Annotated in this window: 13 protein-coding genes; 11 read left to right on the forward strand and 2 right to left on the reverse strand. The window is 73.1% G+C overall.

Features of this window, described 5'->3' with window-relative positions:
* Positions 1 to 7 precede the first annotated feature (7 nt).
* Positions 8 to 949 carry an LLM class flavin-dependent oxidoreductase gene (locus tag ACZ6Z8_RS14670; RefSeq protein ID WP_465609631.1) on the forward strand — a complete coding sequence of 314 codons (942 nt, stop codon included), beginning with the start codon at positions 8 to 10 and terminating at the stop codon, positions 947 to 949.
* A 73-nt stretch (positions 950 to 1,022) separates the two neighbouring features.
* On the forward strand, positions 1,023 to 2,300 hold the full coding sequence (locus ACZ6Z8_RS14675) for an erythromycin esterase family protein (protein ID WP_465609633.1): 1,278 nt from the start codon (positions 1,023 to 1,025) through the stop codon (positions 2,298 to 2,300).
* A gap of 125 nt (positions 2,301 to 2,425) precedes the next feature.
* Here the strand turns inward: ACZ6Z8_RS14675 and ACZ6Z8_RS14680 are convergent, their stop codons facing one another.
* Positions 2,426 to 3,592 (reverse strand): aryl-sulfate sulfotransferase, encoded by a 1,167-nt coding sequence (locus tag ACZ6Z8_RS14680; protein ID WP_465609863.1) that lies wholly within the window; start codon positions 3,590 to 3,592, stop codon positions 2,426 to 2,428.
* A 127-nt stretch (positions 3,593 to 3,719) separates the two neighbouring features.
* Between ACZ6Z8_RS14680 and ACZ6Z8_RS14685 the strand changes: the two genes are divergently transcribed.
* The 9 genes from ACZ6Z8_RS14685 to ACZ6Z8_RS14725 all read left to right on the forward strand — a co-directional run bounded on the left by ACZ6Z8_RS14685 (position 3,720) and on the right by ACZ6Z8_RS14725 (position 14,231).
* A complete protein-coding gene (locus ACZ6Z8_RS14685) occupies positions 3,720 to 4,313 on the forward strand; it encodes a helix-turn-helix domain-containing protein (RefSeq protein ID WP_465609635.1) in 594 nt (197 codons plus the stop codon).
* 383 nt (positions 4,314 to 4,696) lie between these two features.
* Complete coding sequence (locus ACZ6Z8_RS14690) at positions 4,697 to 5,551, forward strand: ABC transporter permease (RefSeq protein WP_465609637.1); 855 nt, start codon at positions 4,697 to 4,699, stop codon at positions 5,549 to 5,551.
* Positions 5,524 to 6,276, forward strand: a complete 753-nt coding sequence (locus ACZ6Z8_RS14695) for an ABC transporter ATP-binding protein (RefSeq protein WP_465609638.1) — start codon at positions 5,524 to 5,526, stop codon at positions 6,274 to 6,276. The genes ACZ6Z8_RS14690 and ACZ6Z8_RS14695 overlap by 28 nt, the downstream gene beginning before the upstream one ends.
* Before the next feature lie 23 nt (positions 6,277 to 6,299).
* Positions 6,300 to 7,337, forward strand: coding sequence for an ABC transporter substrate-binding protein (locus ACZ6Z8_RS14700; RefSeq protein WP_465609640.1), 1,038 nt, complete (start codon positions 6,300 to 6,302; stop codon positions 7,335 to 7,337).
* 19 nt (positions 7,338 to 7,356) lie between these two features.
* Complete coding sequence (locus tag ACZ6Z8_RS14705; RefSeq protein ID WP_465609641.1) at positions 7,357 to 8,529, forward strand: LLM class flavin-dependent oxidoreductase; 1,173 nt, start codon at positions 7,357 to 7,359, stop codon at positions 8,527 to 8,529.
* A 75-nt stretch (positions 8,530 to 8,604) separates the two neighbouring features.
* On the forward strand, positions 8,605 to 9,540 hold the full coding sequence (locus tag ACZ6Z8_RS14710) for a Gfo/Idh/MocA family protein (RefSeq protein ID WP_465609643.1): 936 nt from the start codon (positions 8,605 to 8,607) through the stop codon (positions 9,538 to 9,540).
* Positions 9,541 to 9,665: 125 nt separating this feature from the next.
* Positions 9,666 to 10,340 carry a cutinase family protein gene (locus ACZ6Z8_RS14715; protein ID WP_465609645.1) on the forward strand — a complete coding sequence of 225 codons (675 nt, stop codon included), beginning with the start codon at positions 9,666 to 9,668 and terminating at the stop codon, positions 10,338 to 10,340.
* A 254-nt stretch (positions 10,341 to 10,594) separates the two neighbouring features.
* Positions 10,595 to 13,078, forward strand: coding sequence for a penicillin acylase family protein (locus ACZ6Z8_RS14720; protein WP_465609647.1), 2,484 nt, complete (start codon positions 10,595 to 10,597; stop codon positions 13,076 to 13,078).
* A gap of 79 nt (positions 13,079 to 13,157) precedes the next feature.
* Positions 13,158 to 14,231, forward strand: coding sequence for an alpha/beta hydrolase (locus tag ACZ6Z8_RS14725; protein WP_465609864.1), 1,074 nt, complete (start codon positions 13,158 to 13,160; stop codon positions 14,229 to 14,231).
* 75 nt (positions 14,232 to 14,306) lie between these two features.
* On the opposite strand, the gene ACZ6Z8_RS14730 is transcribed toward ACZ6Z8_RS14725, so the two are convergent.
* Positions 14,307 to 15,398, reverse strand: a complete 1,092-nt coding sequence (locus tag ACZ6Z8_RS14730; protein ID WP_465609649.1) for an AfsR/SARP family transcriptional regulator — start codon at positions 15,396 to 15,398, stop codon at positions 14,307 to 14,309.
* Positions 15,399 to 15,417 lie beyond the last annotated feature (19 nt).

A 15,417-nucleotide genomic window follows, 5' to 3' on the forward strand; every position in this document is an offset into this window, starting at 1 on the left:
CTCGCCCATGCCCGTCTCCGTCGTCCTCCCGGTTATGCCCGCCGACCCGGCCCAGCTCGTCCCGTACGCCGAACTCGTCCGGGACGGCCGGGCGGCCCGGCTTTGGCAGGGGCAGTCGCTGCGCCTGGAGACCCACCAGGCCTTCGCCTACCTGGCCGGCCTCGGCCACCGGATACCCGTCGGCACCTCGGTCGCGCTGATGCCGCTGCGGCACGAACTGGACGCAGCGCTCCAGGCCCGCTCGCTGGCCCGGCTCACCGGCCACCGGACCGTCCTCGGACTCGGCCCGGGCGCCGCCGACTTCGTCACCGAACTCCGCGGCGCGCCCTACCCACGCCCGGCCGAGGCCGCCGCCGGGTACCTGCGCACCGTCCGCGCGCTGCTGACCGGGGCCCGGGCCGGCGGCCTGCCGGAGGAACTCGACCACCCCGGCGTGGAGTTGGGCCTCGGCGTGCTCCGCCCGGCGCTCGCCCGGGTGGCCGGGCGGGAGGCCGACGCGGCCATCACCTGGATGACCCCGCCCGGGTACCTGCGCGACATCCTCGGCCCGGCCCTGGCCCGGGGCGCGGCGGAGGCGGACCGGCCGGTGCCGAGGCTGGTCACCGTCGTCCACGCGGCCCTGGACCGCCCGGGGCGCAACCCGTACCGGCTCGCCTACGACGCCGCCCACGCCCACCTCGCCTCGCCGCACTACACGGACATGCTGCGCCGGGCCGGGCTGCGGGTGCACCCGTCCAGCCCCTCGCTGGGCGCCCGGGCCCTGGTCGACTCCGGGGTCTTCGTCCACGGCGACGCCGAGGCGGTGGCCGCCGGGCTGGCGGAGTACGCCCGGGCCGGGGTCGACGAGGTGGTGGTCAACGTCGCGGGCGTGGCCGTCGCGGAGGGCCCCGAAGCGGCGCTGGCGGACCTCGCGGAGATCCTCGACGCGGCCCGGCGGGCACTCTGCTGAGTGTTCGTCAGGTGCGGCGGTCGGTTCGCGTAGGATCGGATGCCCGGGCCGGGGCGAGGGGTTGGACGTGGGCGTGGGTGTGAGCAGTGACGTGACGCGGTGGCTGGCCGCGAACGCCGTTCCGCTGGACAGCCTGGACGCCGGGCACCCGGCGGCGGACCTGGCGCCGCTGCACCGGGTGCTGGACGGGGTCCGGATCGTCGGGCTCGGCGAATCCACCCACGGTACGGCCGAGTTCTTCCGGCTGAAGCACCGGCTGCTGGAGTTCCTGGTCCGCGAACTCGGCTTCGGGGCGCTGGCGATGGAGGCCAGCGCGGCCTCCGCCGAGGCGGTGGACGCGTACGTCCGGTACGGCGCCGGCGATCCGGTGGCCGCCCTCGACCGGCTGGGCTTCTGGACCTGGAAGACCTACGAGGTGCTCGCCCTCGTCGAGTGGCTGCGCGAGCACAACCGGGCGCTGCCGGAGGCCCGACGGGTCCGCTTCGTCGGCATCGACCCCCAGCGCAGCGCCGACTCGGCCGGCGAACTCCACGCCTTCCTGCGGCAGGTGGCGCCCGAGCGGGCGGCCGCCGTCCACGCCACCCTGCAGGCGATCGGCGACAGCACCCCGGCCGGACACCCTGAGGGCGCCCGTGAACTGCTCGACGGCGCGCGGCAGTTGCTCGTCGAGCTGGAGGAGGCGCGGGCGGCGCACGCCGCCACGGCCGGCGCCGCCGCCACCGACCGGGCGATCGCCCACGCCCGCAACCTGGTCCGGGCCGCCGACCTGGCCGGCCGGTCGCCGCTGGGCACGGACGGCGCAGTCGAGGAGGGCTCGCTGGCCGCCCGCGACCGCTACATGGCCGAGGCCGTCGCCGAACTCCACGAGACCACCGGGCTGCGGACGGCCGTGTGGGCCCACAACAGCCATGTGATGACCGGCCGGTACGCGGCCGGCGTCCCCGCCATGGGCCGCCACCTGCGGGAGCGCTACGGCGACGACTACTACGCCCTCGGCCTGCTGCTCGGCAAGGGCGCGTTCCGGGCCCGCACCGGCTCCACCCGCGCGCGCCCGCCGCGCCGCCACGGCATCGGCGGCGGTGGACCGAAGTCCGTCGAGGGCCAGCTCGCCGCCGCCCACCGGGGCGACCACCTCCTCGACCTGCGCGCCGCCCGCGGCGAGCCCGCCGTCGAACGCTGGCTGGCCGAGCGGCACTTCCTGCGCAGCTTCGGCGCGGGCGTGCCCCGGTTCAGCTACCGCTTCGAGCTGGCGCCGACGGTGCTGGCCGAGGAGTACGACGGCCTCGCCTACGTGCGCCGCTCGACCTGCTCCCGGCCGCTGCCGCTGCCCCCCGAGCCCGGCAGCCGCTGAACGGCGGCCGGGCCGCCGCACCGGGGCGCAGGGCCGTCGGCCTGCCTGCGTTCGCCGCGCCGGAGCGCGGCCGACGGCGTCCGGAGGCCCCGGCGGCCACCGGGCGGTGATGCTGACGATGCCGGTCACCGCGCCGTGGCGGGCGACGCCGCCGGGCCCGACGGTTCCGGCCGGGGCGCCGCTGCCGGCGGCAGCCACGGGATCTCCGACCGGGCGTACCGGTACGCCCGGAAGACGGCGTTCTGGGCCCCGCCGGAGGATTCGAGGCCGACGCCCTCGCCGAACGAGCCGAAGTGGGGGACGACGTACTCCCAGACCACCTCGCGGTCGACGGTGACCTCGAAGATCCGGCCGAACGAGCCCTCCGCGATCAGGGTGTTGCCGTTGGGCAGCCGCTGGGCGCTGGACATGTAGGGGCTGTAGAAGTTCTGCGGCGGGTCGTCCCGGTACTCCCAGACGATCGCCCGGCTGGCGCGGTCGACCTCCACCACCCGCGAGTACGGCACCGAAGTCCCCTGCCGGTAGGAGCCGTTGTCGAAGACGAGGATGTTGCCGTTGTCGAGTTCGTGCGGGTGGTGCTGCTGGGCGAGGACGTCCGGTCCGAGCCGCCAGGTCACGTCACCGGTCCGCCGGTCGACGACCACTGCCGTCGAGGCGCTGCGGAAGCCCACCATGACGGAGCCGTCGGCGAGTTCGTTGACCGTGTTGGCCATCGGCCAGTGCTCGCGCGCGTAGTGGGGGTCGAGGACGGTCCGGTCCGGGTCGAGGTGCTCGGCGGCGGCCCAGCGCCAGACGACCTCGCCCTCCCAGGTCATCTCGTACACCACGTCGCCCCAGATCACCCCGCCCGGAGCCTCCGATCCGGGGATGCCGCCCCTGATCCGTGCGGCGGTCCCGGCCGGGAGGGGCTCGACGGCGAGCAGCAGCAGGTTGCCGTTGGACAGCAGCTCGGCGTCGTGGTGGTGGAAGGGGTGGCCGGTCTCGCGGAGCACCGTGCCGTCGGGTGCCACCTGGAGGAACACGCCGCCGTGGTAGACCTCCCAGATCGGGAAGAGCGGCTCGGGCTGCGGCGCCTTGCCCTGGTAGAAGAGCGTGCCGTCGGGCAGCAGCCGGGCGTGGCGTCCGGGCGGGTACGGCAGGGTCCACCGGTGCCGCTCGGTTCCGTCGAGGTCGACCAGGTAGGCCTCGCCGGGGCCGGCGATCGGGGTGATCAGTGTGAGGCCGTCGAAGGCGCGCTCGCGGTCGAGGGCGCGCAGGCCGGTGCCCCGCCGGCGCAGGGTGTTCTGGTCGATCACGGGTCTCTCCGGTTCGATGCGCGGAATATTGACCACATCAATATGCGCCCGCCCTTGTTGCCGTGGCGTTGCGGCGGCATGAAGCCTCCGGGGAGGGCCGCACCCGGCTGCGATACTGGGGGACATGGCAGCTCCGGACCCGCACGGGACAGGCCCGTCACCCGAGACGGCGGCCGTCGGCGCCGCGATCCGCCGTCGGCGCAAGGCCCTCGGCATCCGGATGGTGGATCTGGCCGCGGCCGCCGGGCTCTCCCAGCCGTTCCTCAGCCAGTTGGAACGAGGCCTCGCCACACCGAGCCTGAGCTCGATCTACCGGATCGCCGAGTCCCTGGATTGTCCGCCCGGCGCCTTCCTGCGCGCCCGGTCCGGCGACGGCCCGGTGGCGCACCAGACCGATCCGCAGACCATCCGGGTCACCGAGGGCGGCGGCCAGGAGGCGGAGGTGCTGATCCCCGGTGGGCAGAGCGACACCATGGAGGCGTACCGGCACCACTTCGTCCCCGGGGAGCCGGAACGCGGGTGGTTCGAGCACCCGGGCGAGGACTTCGTCTACGTCCTCCAGGGCGAGGTGATCCTGGAACTGCGCGGCGAGCAGCCGGTGCTGCTGCGCCAGGGCGAGAGCGCGCACCACCGGGGAGACATCCCGCACCGCTGCCGGCCGGCCGGGGACAGCGAGGGGCGGACCCTGCTCGTCGTCTCGTCGGGTGCCCATCCCTGAGTGGCCGTGAGGCCCGCGATCCGGACCGGCGTTGACGCCGGCCGCGCCGTCGGGCTAGCTTCCCGGCATGCAGCAGCGTTCCCTCGCCCTGACGACTCGCGGTCACATCGACCTCCTGCGAGTCTGTACCGCTGCCTGTCGCGCCTGCTGAGAGCCTCCCGCCCCCGACCGGCCCGTTGAACCGACGGGTCCGTACGGTCCGCCGTCGCTCCGCGCGGAATCCGTCCGACCGCCTCACCCCGTGAGGCGGCGGCCCAGCTCTCGACACCCCAGTCCGATCCCGGCATCCGTGATGCACGGTCACGGCCGCTCGCGCGTCCGCAGCTGACGCCTGCCCGGCCGCATCCTCCTGCCACCCGGACGTACCTGCCTGAGGAGTCGCCATGCCCGTTGGAACCGACGCCCTGCCCCCGCCCGTCACCGCCGCCGCCCCGCCACCCGAACTCGTCGCCGTCACCCCTCGGGGCGGTCGCCGCCGTCCACCCCGCTGGCTGCGGCGTTCCGTCGCGCCGATCCTGCTGCTGGCCCTGTGGCAAGCGCTGGGCACGACCGGAGTGCTCCCGGCGCAGGCCCTGCCGCCGCCGGTCACCGTCCTGCGCAAGGCGGTCGAGATGACCGCCGACGGCACCCTGCCCTCCGCCATGGCGGTCTCGTTGCAGCGGGTGCTGTACGGCCTGGTGCTCGGCGGCCTGATCGGGACCGGACTGGCGCTGGCCTCGGGCCTGTCCCGGCTCGGTGAGGACCTGGTCGACCCGATCGTGCAGATGCTGCGCACCGTCCCGTTCATCGGGCTGATCCCGCTGCTCATCATCTGGGCCGGCATCGGCGAGGCGCCCAAGGTGGTGCTGATCGCGCTGGGGGTCGGTTTCAACCTCTACCTCAACCTCCACGCGGGGATCCGCAGTGTGGACAACGCCCTGGTCGAGACCGGCGGAACCCTGGGGCTGAACCGCCGTCAGCAGATCCGGCACATCATCCTGCCCGGTGCGCTGCCCGGCCTGATGACCGGTCTGCGCTACGCGCTGACGGTCTCCTGGCTGGCGCTGGTCTTCGGCGAGACGATCAACGCCGACAACGGCATCGGCTTCCTGATGAACCAGGCCCGGGAGTTCTTCCAGACGGACGTCATCGTCGTCTGCCTCCTCGTCTACGCCCTGCTCGGCCTGGCTGCCGACCTCATCGTCCGTACCTTGGAAAGGATTTTGCTGTCGTGGCGACCGACCTTCAGCGGCACGTGACCACCACGATCGGGCCCGTGGCCCCACCTGGGCCCGCCGTCCTCGTCCGCGCGCTGCGGCGCTCCTTCGGTGCCGACGCGGTCCTCGACGGACTCGATCTGCGCATCGAACCGGGCCAGTTCACCGTTCTGCTCGGGGCGAGCGGATGCGGCAAGAGCACCCTGCTGAAGGTCCTCGCCGGCCTGGACCGGGAGATCACCGGCGAGGTGCTGGTTCCCCGGCGCCGGGCGGTGGCCTTCCAGTCGCCGCGGCTGATGCCGTGGAAGAAGGTCTGGCGCAACGTCGTCCTGGGCCTGCCCGGCCGTCCCGACCGGGCGCTCGCCGAGCACGCGCTCGACGAGGTCGGCCTCCGGCACCGGGCCGACGCCTGGCCCAGGACCCTCTCCGGCGGCGAGGCGCAGCGGTCGGCGCTGGCTCGCGCACTGGTACGTGACCCCGAACTCCTGCTGCTGGACGAGCCGTTCGGTGCGCTGGACGCGCTCACCCGGCTGACCGCGCAACGGCTGGTCGGGGCGGTGTGGGAGCGGCGCCGGTGCGCGGTCCTGCTGGTCACCCATGACGTCGAGGAAGCCGCGCTCCTCGCCGACCGGGTGCTGGTGATGCGTGCCGGGACGATCGTCCACGACGAGGCGGTGGACCTGCCGAGGCCGCGTGCGGCCAACGATCCCGCCGTCGTCGCGCTGCGCAGCTCACTGCTCCGTGAACTCGGCGTCAGCTCCTCCTGATCCGCCTACCGAAGGAACCATCGATGACCGGCCTCTTCCGTCGCGGTGCCGTCGCCGCCGCTCTCGCCCCCGTCCTCTTCGCCACCCTGGCGTCCTGCGGCTCCTCCCCGTCGGACTCCGCGGGGAGCGGACCCGCCAGGACGCTCAGGGTGGGCGACCAGAAGGGCGGCGCCGCCCAGGCCCTGCTGGACGCCTCGGGGCAGGCCAAAAAACTGCCCTACAGCATCAGTTGGGCGTCGTTCACATCCGGACCACCGATGCTGGAGGCGATCGGCGCCGGCTCGGTGGACGTCGGCGCGGTGGGCAACACGCCTCCGGTGTTCGCCGGATCGGCGCACCGGCCGATCAAGGTCGTCGGCGCGCTGCGCTCCTCGGAGGCCGGGGACGCGGTCCTGGTGCCCAAGGGGTCCGCGCTGTCCGACGTGGCCTCGCTCAAGGGGAGGACCGTCGCGGTCGCGCAGGGCAGTTCCGCGCACAACACCCTGGTCGCGCTGCTGCTCGAAGCCGGGCTCAGCCCCGCCGACGTGCACCTGAGCTACCTCCAGCCGGCCGATGCACTGGCCGCTTTCAACTCCGGCAAGGTGGACGCGTGGGCGGTCTGGGACCCGTACACCGCGATCGCCGAGAAGGCCGGCGGGCACGTCCTGGCCACCGGTGAACAGGTCTCCGCCGGGCTCGCCTTCCAGGTGGCCTCGGACCGCGCGCTGGCCGACCCGGCCCGGATCGAGCTGGTCGGCGACTACCTCCAGCGGGTCGGCGCCGCCTGGCGCTGGGCGGCCTCGCACCAGGAGCAGTGGGCCCGGGCGTGGTCCGAGGAAGCGGGCATCCCGTACGACGTCGCCCTCGCCTCGGTACGCCGCACCCAGGCGACCACGTTCGAAGTGGCCCTCGACGACGACGCCGTCCGGTCCGAACAGCGGATCGTCGAGACCTTCGCCGGGCAGAAGCTGATCCCCGCCTCCTTCTCCTTCGCCGACTTCACCGACCGCCGGTTCAACGCCGGCCTGCCCCCGTCCGCCACCAAGACCGCCCCCGCCACCAAGACCGCCCCCGCCAACTGAGACCCCGGAGCGTCCAGCGATGAACATCCATCTCCACTGGTTCCTGCCCACCGGCGGGGACGGCCGAGGCCTGGTCGACCGCCACGCCTACGCCGGCAACTTCGGTGACGGGAGCGCGAGCGCGGCCCCGGGCCGTGCCGCGGCGGCCGTCCGCCGGCCCGACATCGAGTACCTCGCGCAGATCGCCAAGGCCGCCGACCGGCTCGGCTTCGAGGCGGTCCTCACCCCCACCGGCACCTGGTGCGAGGACGCCTGGCTCACCACCGCCTTCCTGGCCCACGAGACCGAGCACCTCAAGTTCCTGGTCGCCTTCCGGCCCGGTCTGATCTCACCCACCCTGGCCGCCCAGATGGCCGCCACCTACCAGCGGGCCACCGGTGGCCGGCTCCTGCTGAACGTGGTGACCGGCGGGGACGCCGAGGAACAGGCCCGCTTCGGCGACCACCTGGACCACGACAGCCGTTACGCCCGGACCGACGAGTTCCTCACCGTGGTGCGCGGCGCCTGGTCCGGAACCCCGTACGACTTCGACGGGGCCCACTACCGGGTGACCGGCGCGCACGTGCCGGTGCCGCCGGCACCCACGGTCCCGATCTTCTTCGGAGGCTCCTCCGCGGCCGCCGGACCGGTCGCCGCCCGGCACGCCGACGTCTACCTCACCTGGGGCGAACCGCCGGCCCAGGTGAAGGAGAAGATCGACTGGATCCGGGAGCTCGCCCACGCCGAGGGACGGGAGGTCCGCTTCGGTGTCCGGCTGCACACCATCTCCCGCGACTCCTCCCGCCACGCCTGGCAGGAGGCCGAACGGCTCCTGGACGGCATCGGCGACGACGAGGTGGCGTTCGCCCAGCGTCTGCTCGGCCGCAGCGAGTCGGTGGGCCAGCGACGGATGCTGGAACTCCACCGGGGATCACGGGACGCGCTGGAGATCCACCCCAACCTGTGGGCCGGCGTCGGCCTCGTCCGCGGCGGCGCGGGCACCGCCCTGGTCGGCAGCCACGAGGAGGTCGCGGACCGGATCGAGGAGTACCACGCCGTCGGCATCGACCACTTCGTCCTCTCCGGGTACCCGCACCTGGAGGAGGCCTACTGGTTCGGTGAGGGCGTCCGCCCCGTCCTCCAGGCCCGCGGCCTGGTCGCCCCGCCGCCGAGCGCCCGCACCCCGGGCGGGCATTCCGGCGGCCGCCGGTGACGGGGTGAGTGGCGTACGGGCGCTGGTGAATAGGCTGGGGGTGACGGTTTCGGCGCGTACGTTTGGAGAAAGCTGATGGACTCGATCCCTGTCTCTGGCGAGGGTCTTCTTCCGGTCGGGGTCGTCGGGCTCGGTGACATCGCGCAGAAGGCGTACCTGCCGGTGCTCACCACCGTGCCCGGGCTGGACCTGCGGCTGATGACCCGGGACCGGGGCAAGCTGGACCGGTTGGGGGAGACGTACCGGATCGACGCCGGGAAGCGGTTCACCGACCTGGGCGAGCTGATCGGGAGTGGCATCCGGGCGGCGTTCGTCCATGCCGCGACCGGTCAGCACGTGCCGATCGTGGAGCAGTTGCTGACGGCGGGCGTGGACGTGTACGTGGACAAGCCGCTGGACCAGACCCTGGACGGCTCGCGCAGGCTGGTCGACCTGGCCGACCGCACCGGCCGCTCGCTGATGGTGGGCTTCAACCGGCGCCACGCGCCCGGCTACGCGCAGGCGGTCGAGCGCCCGCGCGACCTGATCGTGCTGCAGAAGAACCGGGTCGGGCTGGCCGAGGCAGCCCGGACGCTGGTGTTCGACGACTTCATCCACGTGGTGGACACCCTGCGGTTCCTGGTGCCCGGTGAGGTCGAGCAGGTGGACGTCCGGGCCCGGAAGGACCGGGACGGGCTGGTGGAGCACGTGGTGCTCACGCTCGGCGGGGAGGGGTTCACCGCGCTGGGGATCATGAACCGGGTCTCCGGCTCGACGGAGGAGGTGCTGGAGCTCTCCGGCGGCGACTCCAAGCGCGAGGTGCGCAACCTGGCCGAGGTGATCGACCACCGCGGCCAGCCCACCGTGCGCCGGCGCGGCGACTGGGTGTCGGTGGCCCGCCAGCGCGGGATCGAGCAGTGCGTGCTGGCCTTCCTGGACGCCGTGCGGGCCGGGAAGACCCTGGACGCCCACGACGCGCTGCGCACCCACGAGCTGTGCGAGCTGATCGTGGAACGCATCGAGGAGGGCTGACCGGCCGGGCGGTCGCGGCGCTTCATCGGTGTGTCATCGGCCGCTGCCATGGTCGTCCGGTGACCTGGGCCGACCACGGGCCGCGACGGCGCGGACGGATCGGCCGACCTCGTGGGGAGGATGGAATGCAAGCTCGAAGGATCGCCGCCGCCGCGGCCGGACTGCTGCTGACGGTCGGGCTGTCGGCCGTTCAAGGGGCCACCGCACAGGCGGCCACCACGCGTGTGACCGCCCCGTGCGAGGGCACCTACACGATCGTCGTCGGGGGCACCGGCAGCTCGTGGAACAACGACGGCTTCTACGGCAACATCCAGCAGCACGTCGGGTACCCCACCCAGATCCCCAACGGCGCCAGCACGCGGGCGGGTGTCAACGAGCTGAACCGGCTGGTCCGCGACCAGCGTGCCGCGTGCCCGGGCCAGCACGTCAAGATGGCGGGGTACTCCCTGGGCGCCGGGGTGGTGCACGTCTGGGCCACCGAGAACTGGCAGACCTTCGGCAACGTCAACGCCATCCTCGTCGCCGACCCCAAGCGCCAGGGCCCTCCCGGCGCCAACGGCGGCGCGGTGCCCTTCGGCGGCATCATCGGCGCACCGCTGGCCGGCGCCGACCGGTTCTTCGGCAACGTGCCGGTCAAGACCATCTGCCACTGGGACTACGTCTGCGACGAGTCCGCCGGCATCTGGACCTACCCGGCCAACCACGTCAACAACTACCCCGAAGACTTCAACATGGACCACCACAACGACGGCGCCAACGAGCAGTGGTACAACGGCGCCTGGTACCCGGCGAGTTGGTAGTCGTCGGGCGCCCTCCGGCCCGGTCCTGAGCCGCGCTCCCGCGCCACCCGCCGGGTGACGCGGGAGCGCGTCATCGGGATGTCATCGCCCCTCCCTAGCGTGGCCGCGTACAGACAAAACCGGACCGGCAGGGAGAGGACGGACCGATGGCACTGAGCGCGCTCGAACGGGAGGGGCCCGGGCGGAGGGCACCCAGGGGGAGGGTGGCCGGGCGGAGGGGCCCCGGGCGGAGGGGACTCGGGGCGAGGCTGGCAGTGGCGGCCGTCGCCGTGGCGTCACTGCTGGGCACCACGGCCGCCGCCGGATCCCCGGTCGCGGGATCCCCGGCCGGCGCCGCGCCGGACAAGCCGACGATCCGCTACACCGAGTACGGCATCCCGCACATCGTCGCCGCCGACCTGGAGGGGCTGGGGGAGGGGTACGGGTACGCGGCTGCCAAGGACAACGTCTGCACGCTGGCCGACACCTACCTGATGGTCAACGCCCAGCGGTCCCGCTACCTGGGCCCGGACGGCAAGGCGAGCCCCGGCCAGAACCAGAACAGCACCACCAACCTCAACAGCGACCTGTACTTCCAGCGGATCAACGACAACCGCGTGGTGGAGGGGCTGATCGACCAGCCCGCGCCCAAGGGCCCCGAACCGGAGGTCAAGCAGGCCATCCACGGCTACGTCCAGGGGTACAACCGCTACCTGGCCGAGACCGGGGTGAACAACATCTCCGACCCGGCCTGCCGCGGCGCGGCCTGGGTGCGGCCGATCACCGAGCTGGACGTCTACCGGCACGCGCACGCCGAGATCATCATGGGCAGCGCCGATCCGCTGCTGGACGGCGAGGTGACCGCCGCACCCCCAGGGGCGTCGGCCGCGGCCCAGTCGGGTGGGGCCCAGTCGGCTGGGGCCCGGTCGGGTGGGGCCCAGCCGGCCGCCGCCCCGCCCGCGCCCTCCCCGGAGGAGACCGGCAACCGGATCCGCGAGGCGATGGCCGCCGCCCGCCAACAGGGCGCCATGGGCAGCAACGCCCTCGCCGTGGGCTCCCAGGGGATCTCCGGTGGCACCAGCATGCTGCTGGCCAACCCGCACTTCCCCTGGCAGGGCAAGAACCGGATGTGGCAGGCGCAGCTGACCATCCCGGGGCGGTTCAACGTCTCCGGGGCCAGCCTGCTCGGCCTGCCCGCCGTCAACATCGGCCACAACGACGACGTCGCCTGGACCCACACCGTCGCCACGGTGGCCCCGTTCGGGCTGTTCGACGTCCAGGTGGACCCGCTGCACCCGACCAACTACCTGGTGGACGGCACCTGGCAGCCGATGACCTCGCAGCAGGTCGGCGTCGACGTGCTGAACCCGGACGGCTCCGTCGGCAGGGTCACCAGGACCCTCTGGTCCACCCGGTACGGCCCGATCACCACCTCGATCCTCGGCACCCCGCTGCCCTGGGTGGTCAGCGCGCACGCGGTGCGCGACGCGAACATGGACAACCTGCGGGCGTTGAACACCTGGTTCCACCTCGACCAGGCCAAGGACGTCAACGACGTGGTCAGCTCCCTGGAGACCACCGAGGGCGTCCCGTTCTTCAACACCGTCGCCTCGGACCGCAAGGGCAACGCGCTCTACGCGGACATCCAGGCCGCCCCGAACATCACCGACGCCCACGCGCAGTCCTGCCTCACCCTGACCGGTCAGATGCTGTTCAACCAGCAGCTGCGGCTGCCCAACGTGCCGCCGGTCTCCATCTTCGACGGCAAGCGCAGCGAGTGCGACTGGCCGAACGACCCGAACGCCGTCGCGCCCGGACTGCTGGACCCGCACGTGCAACCGCGCCTGATCCGCTCCGACTTCGTGGGCAACGCCAACGACAGTGCCTGGCTGGCCAATCCCGAGCAGCCGCTGTCCTTCCCCCGGGTGATGGGCGACACCGCGCAGCCGCGCTCGCTGCGCACCCAGGAGCTGATCGTGACCGCGCAGAACAGGATCAACGGCAACGACGGCCTGCCGGGCCGGGGCTTCACACCGGAGAACATGCGGCAGCTGCTGTTCGCCGACAACAGCAGGGCGGCCGACCTGGCCCTCAACGCCACGGTGAGCGCCTGCCAGGGCGCGCCGTTCGGGCTCGTCCTGGTGGACGGCAACCTGGTCAACATCAGTGAGGCGTGCCCGATCCTGGCCGCCTGGAACCACAAGTACACGGCGGACAGCCGGGGTTCCTGGCTGTTCGAGAACGTCTGGTTCCTCCTGACCGGCGGGCAGGCGATCGAGAAGCTGCCGTGGCGGGTCCCCTTCGACCCCAAGGACCCGGTGCACACGCCCAATTCGCTCGACGCCGGGAACGACGCCGTCCGCAACTCGCTCGCCCGGGCCGTCCTCGCGCTGCGCAACGCGGGCATCCCGTTGAACGCGCCGCTCTCGGACGTCCAGAAAATCACCCGCAACGGGGAGCAGATCCCGATCCACGGCTCGATCCACGAGCTGGGCGTGCTGAACGTGGTCACGCCCGGCACGGTCGACGGCAAGCTCGACATCACCTTCGGCTCCAGCTTCATCCAGGAGACCAGGTTCACCGCCGACGGCCCGCCCGAATCCGCGTCCGTGCTGGCCTACTCCCAGTCGGCCAACCCGAACTCGCCCCACTACGCCGACCAGACCAAGCTGTTCTCGGCCGGCCAGTGGGTGACCGAGCGGTACACCGAGGACCAGATCGCGGCCTCACCGGCGCTGGAGGTCAAGGTCCTCGGCTGAGGCCGCTCCGCGCACCACAACGACCACGAGGGGGAACACCGTGACGAGGACACTCCACCGCCGGCGAACGGTGGTGGCCCTGCTGGCCGCCGTCGTCGGCTTCGTCGGGACGGCCGCCACGACCGCTCCGGCAGCCCCGGCGACTCAGGCCGCCCCGGCCCGGGCCGCCGGTACGGGCGCGCCGCCGAGGATGGCGGACGGGTTCGGCCTGACCCAGGTCGACCCGGCCGTGGGCGGTTCCACCGACTTCTACCTCACCGTGACCACGCCCGAGGTCACCGGCAGGCACCACATCAAGATCATCCTGCCGAGCGGCTACTACGACGACCCGGCCCGGCGCTACCCCGTGCTGTACTTCCTGCACGGATCGCCCGACGACCCGGTCCAGCAGAACTACCCGGCGCTGACCACCTCCAACGCGATGATCACCGTCATCCCGGACGGCGGCGCCCGCGGCTGGTACGCCAACTGGCTGAACCAGAACACCCAGCTCGGGGCCCAGAACTGGGAGAACTTCCACCTCAACCAGGTGATCCCGTTCATCGACGCGAACCTGCGGACCGTCCCCACCAAGAAGGGCAGGGCCGTCGCCGGCGTCTCGATGGGCGGGTTCGGCGCCCTCCACTACGCCCAGGACCACCCCGAGCTGTTCAACCAGACCGCGTCCCTGTCGGGGGACATCGACCTGTCGGCCGACTCCATGGACCTGCGGCTGGCCGTCGTCGCCTCCCTCATCGACGGGCAGGGCGCGATCTGCGGCTCGTCCTCCGGGTACTGCGACCCCAACAACGACCCGTACAAGCCGGGCGTGGACAGTGACGCCCTGTTCGGCTCGCCCTACCCGGTGTTCAACGCGGACTGGCGGTGGAACGCGGCCGACCCGTCCCAGCACATGGACAAGCTCGCCGGCGTCGGGGTCTCCATCTACGTGGGCAACGGCCACGGCTCGCCCACCGACCTGGAGTTCTGGCTCGAAGGCGCGTCCAAGCACGTCAAGGACCACATGGACGCCCTGGGCATGCCCTACCACTACGTCGACTACGGCGACGGCTCCGCCTGGGGCAGCCAGTGCAACGGCGGCCACAACGGCGGCTGCTGGGAACAGGACCTCCGGGACCTGATCCCGCGGCTGGAGCGGGCCTTCACGTCCTGACCGCGCCACGGCGCCGAGGCACCGTAGGGCTCCACCGGGCGACCCTCCCGGTGGAGCCCGTCGACGTCCCACCGGTCAGCGCGCGGCTCCGGTGCGGACCGGGGCCGCCTGGGCGCCGCGCAGGATCAGCTGGTGCGTGCGCCGCAGCACCGGACTCGGCGGCACCCCCAGGTCCTCGGCGAGCCGGCGGCGCGTGCGGTCGAACACGGCCAGTGCGTCGGCCTGCCGGCCGCCGCGATGCAGCGCCTCCATCAGCATCGCCGCCACCGGCTCGTTCAGCGGGTGCTCGGCGGACAGCGCGACCAACTCGGCGATCGCCCCGGCGAACTGGCCCAGCGCCAGCCGCCACCGCGACCGCCGCTGGGCGACGGTGATCCGGCGCTCGGTCAGCCGCACCCGCTCCAACTCGGCGAGCGGGCCGGGCAGTCCGGCCAGCGGCTCCCCGTGGAACAGGTCCAGCGCCCGGGAACAGAGACGGACCGCCTCGGGCAGGTCACCCGCCCGGTGAGCCGTACCGGCGGCTGCCACCAGGGCCTCCAGGTCGGCCAGGTCGACCTCGGTGGCACCGGCGGCCAGGCGGTAGCCGTACCGGTCGTGCTCGATCACCGAGTCCGGGCAGTCCCCGGTCCGCAGGCTCTTCCGCAGCCGGTAGACGTGGACCGGCACCACGTTGGTGACCGGCGGCTCCGAGCCCCACACGCCGTCGAGCAACTCCTGCCGGCTGACGGTCCGTCCCCGGTGCAGCGCCAGCGCCGCCAGTACGGCCTGCTGGCGCAGGTGCCCGAGATCCAGGGGCCGTCCGTCGTGCCAGGCCCGCAGCGGTCCGAGGACGGAGACCCGCAGCTTCGGACCCGCCGTCCGGCCGTCGCCGCCGCGCGGCACCGGGGCCGCGCCCCCGGTGCGCGGGCCCCGGCCGGGGGCGACGAGTCCGCAGTCGAAGGCGTGGACGATGGCGGCGGCCCGGTCGCGCAACCCGAGCTTCCCGAGGACCCGCGCCAGGTGCCCGGCCACGACCTCCTGGGAGACGCCGAGGGCGGCGGCGATCTCGTCGTCCCGCAGGCCGCAGCCGACCGCCTGGAGCACCTCGCGCTCCTGCTGCCCGAGGGCGGTGGCACCCGACCGGATCGTGGTGGCGCTCGGACGGCCGGTGGTGGCGGTCGACGGCATCGCTGCTCCCTGCACTCCG

The sequence above is a fragment of the Kitasatospora sp. NPDC101108 genome (assembly GCF_055584725.1).

Excerpts from the sequence above, each read along its gene's own strand:
- ACZ6Z8_RS14710 (WP_465609643.1), top strand. The coding sequence starts at position 8,605 with ATGGACTCGATCCCTGTCTCTGGCGAGGGTCTTCTTCCGGTCGGGGTC.
- ACZ6Z8_RS14730 (WP_465609649.1), bottom strand. The coding sequence starts at position 15,398 with ATGCCGTCGACCGCCACCACCGGCCGTCCGAGCGCCACCACGATCCGG.
- ACZ6Z8_RS14700 (WP_465609640.1), top strand. The coding sequence starts at position 6,300 with ATGACCGGCCTCTTCCGTCGCGGTGCCGTCGCCGCCGCTCTCGCCCCC.
- ACZ6Z8_RS14705 (WP_465609641.1), top strand. The coding sequence starts at position 7,357 with ATGAACATCCATCTCCACTGGTTCCTGCCCACCGGCGGGGACGGCCGA.
- ACZ6Z8_RS14690 (WP_465609637.1), top strand. The coding sequence starts at position 4,697 with ATGCCCGTTGGAACCGACGCCCTGCCCCCGCCCGTCACCGCCGCCGCC.
- ACZ6Z8_RS14670 (WP_465609631.1), top strand. The coding sequence starts at position 8 with ATGCCCGTCTCCGTCGTCCTCCCGGTTATGCCCGCCGACCCGGCCCAG.
- ACZ6Z8_RS14685 (WP_465609635.1), top strand. The coding sequence starts at position 3,720 with ATGGCAGCTCCGGACCCGCACGGGACAGGCCCGTCACCCGAGACGGCG.
- ACZ6Z8_RS14715 (WP_465609645.1), top strand. The coding sequence starts at position 9,666 with ATGCAAGCTCGAAGGATCGCCGCCGCCGCGGCCGGACTGCTGCTGACG.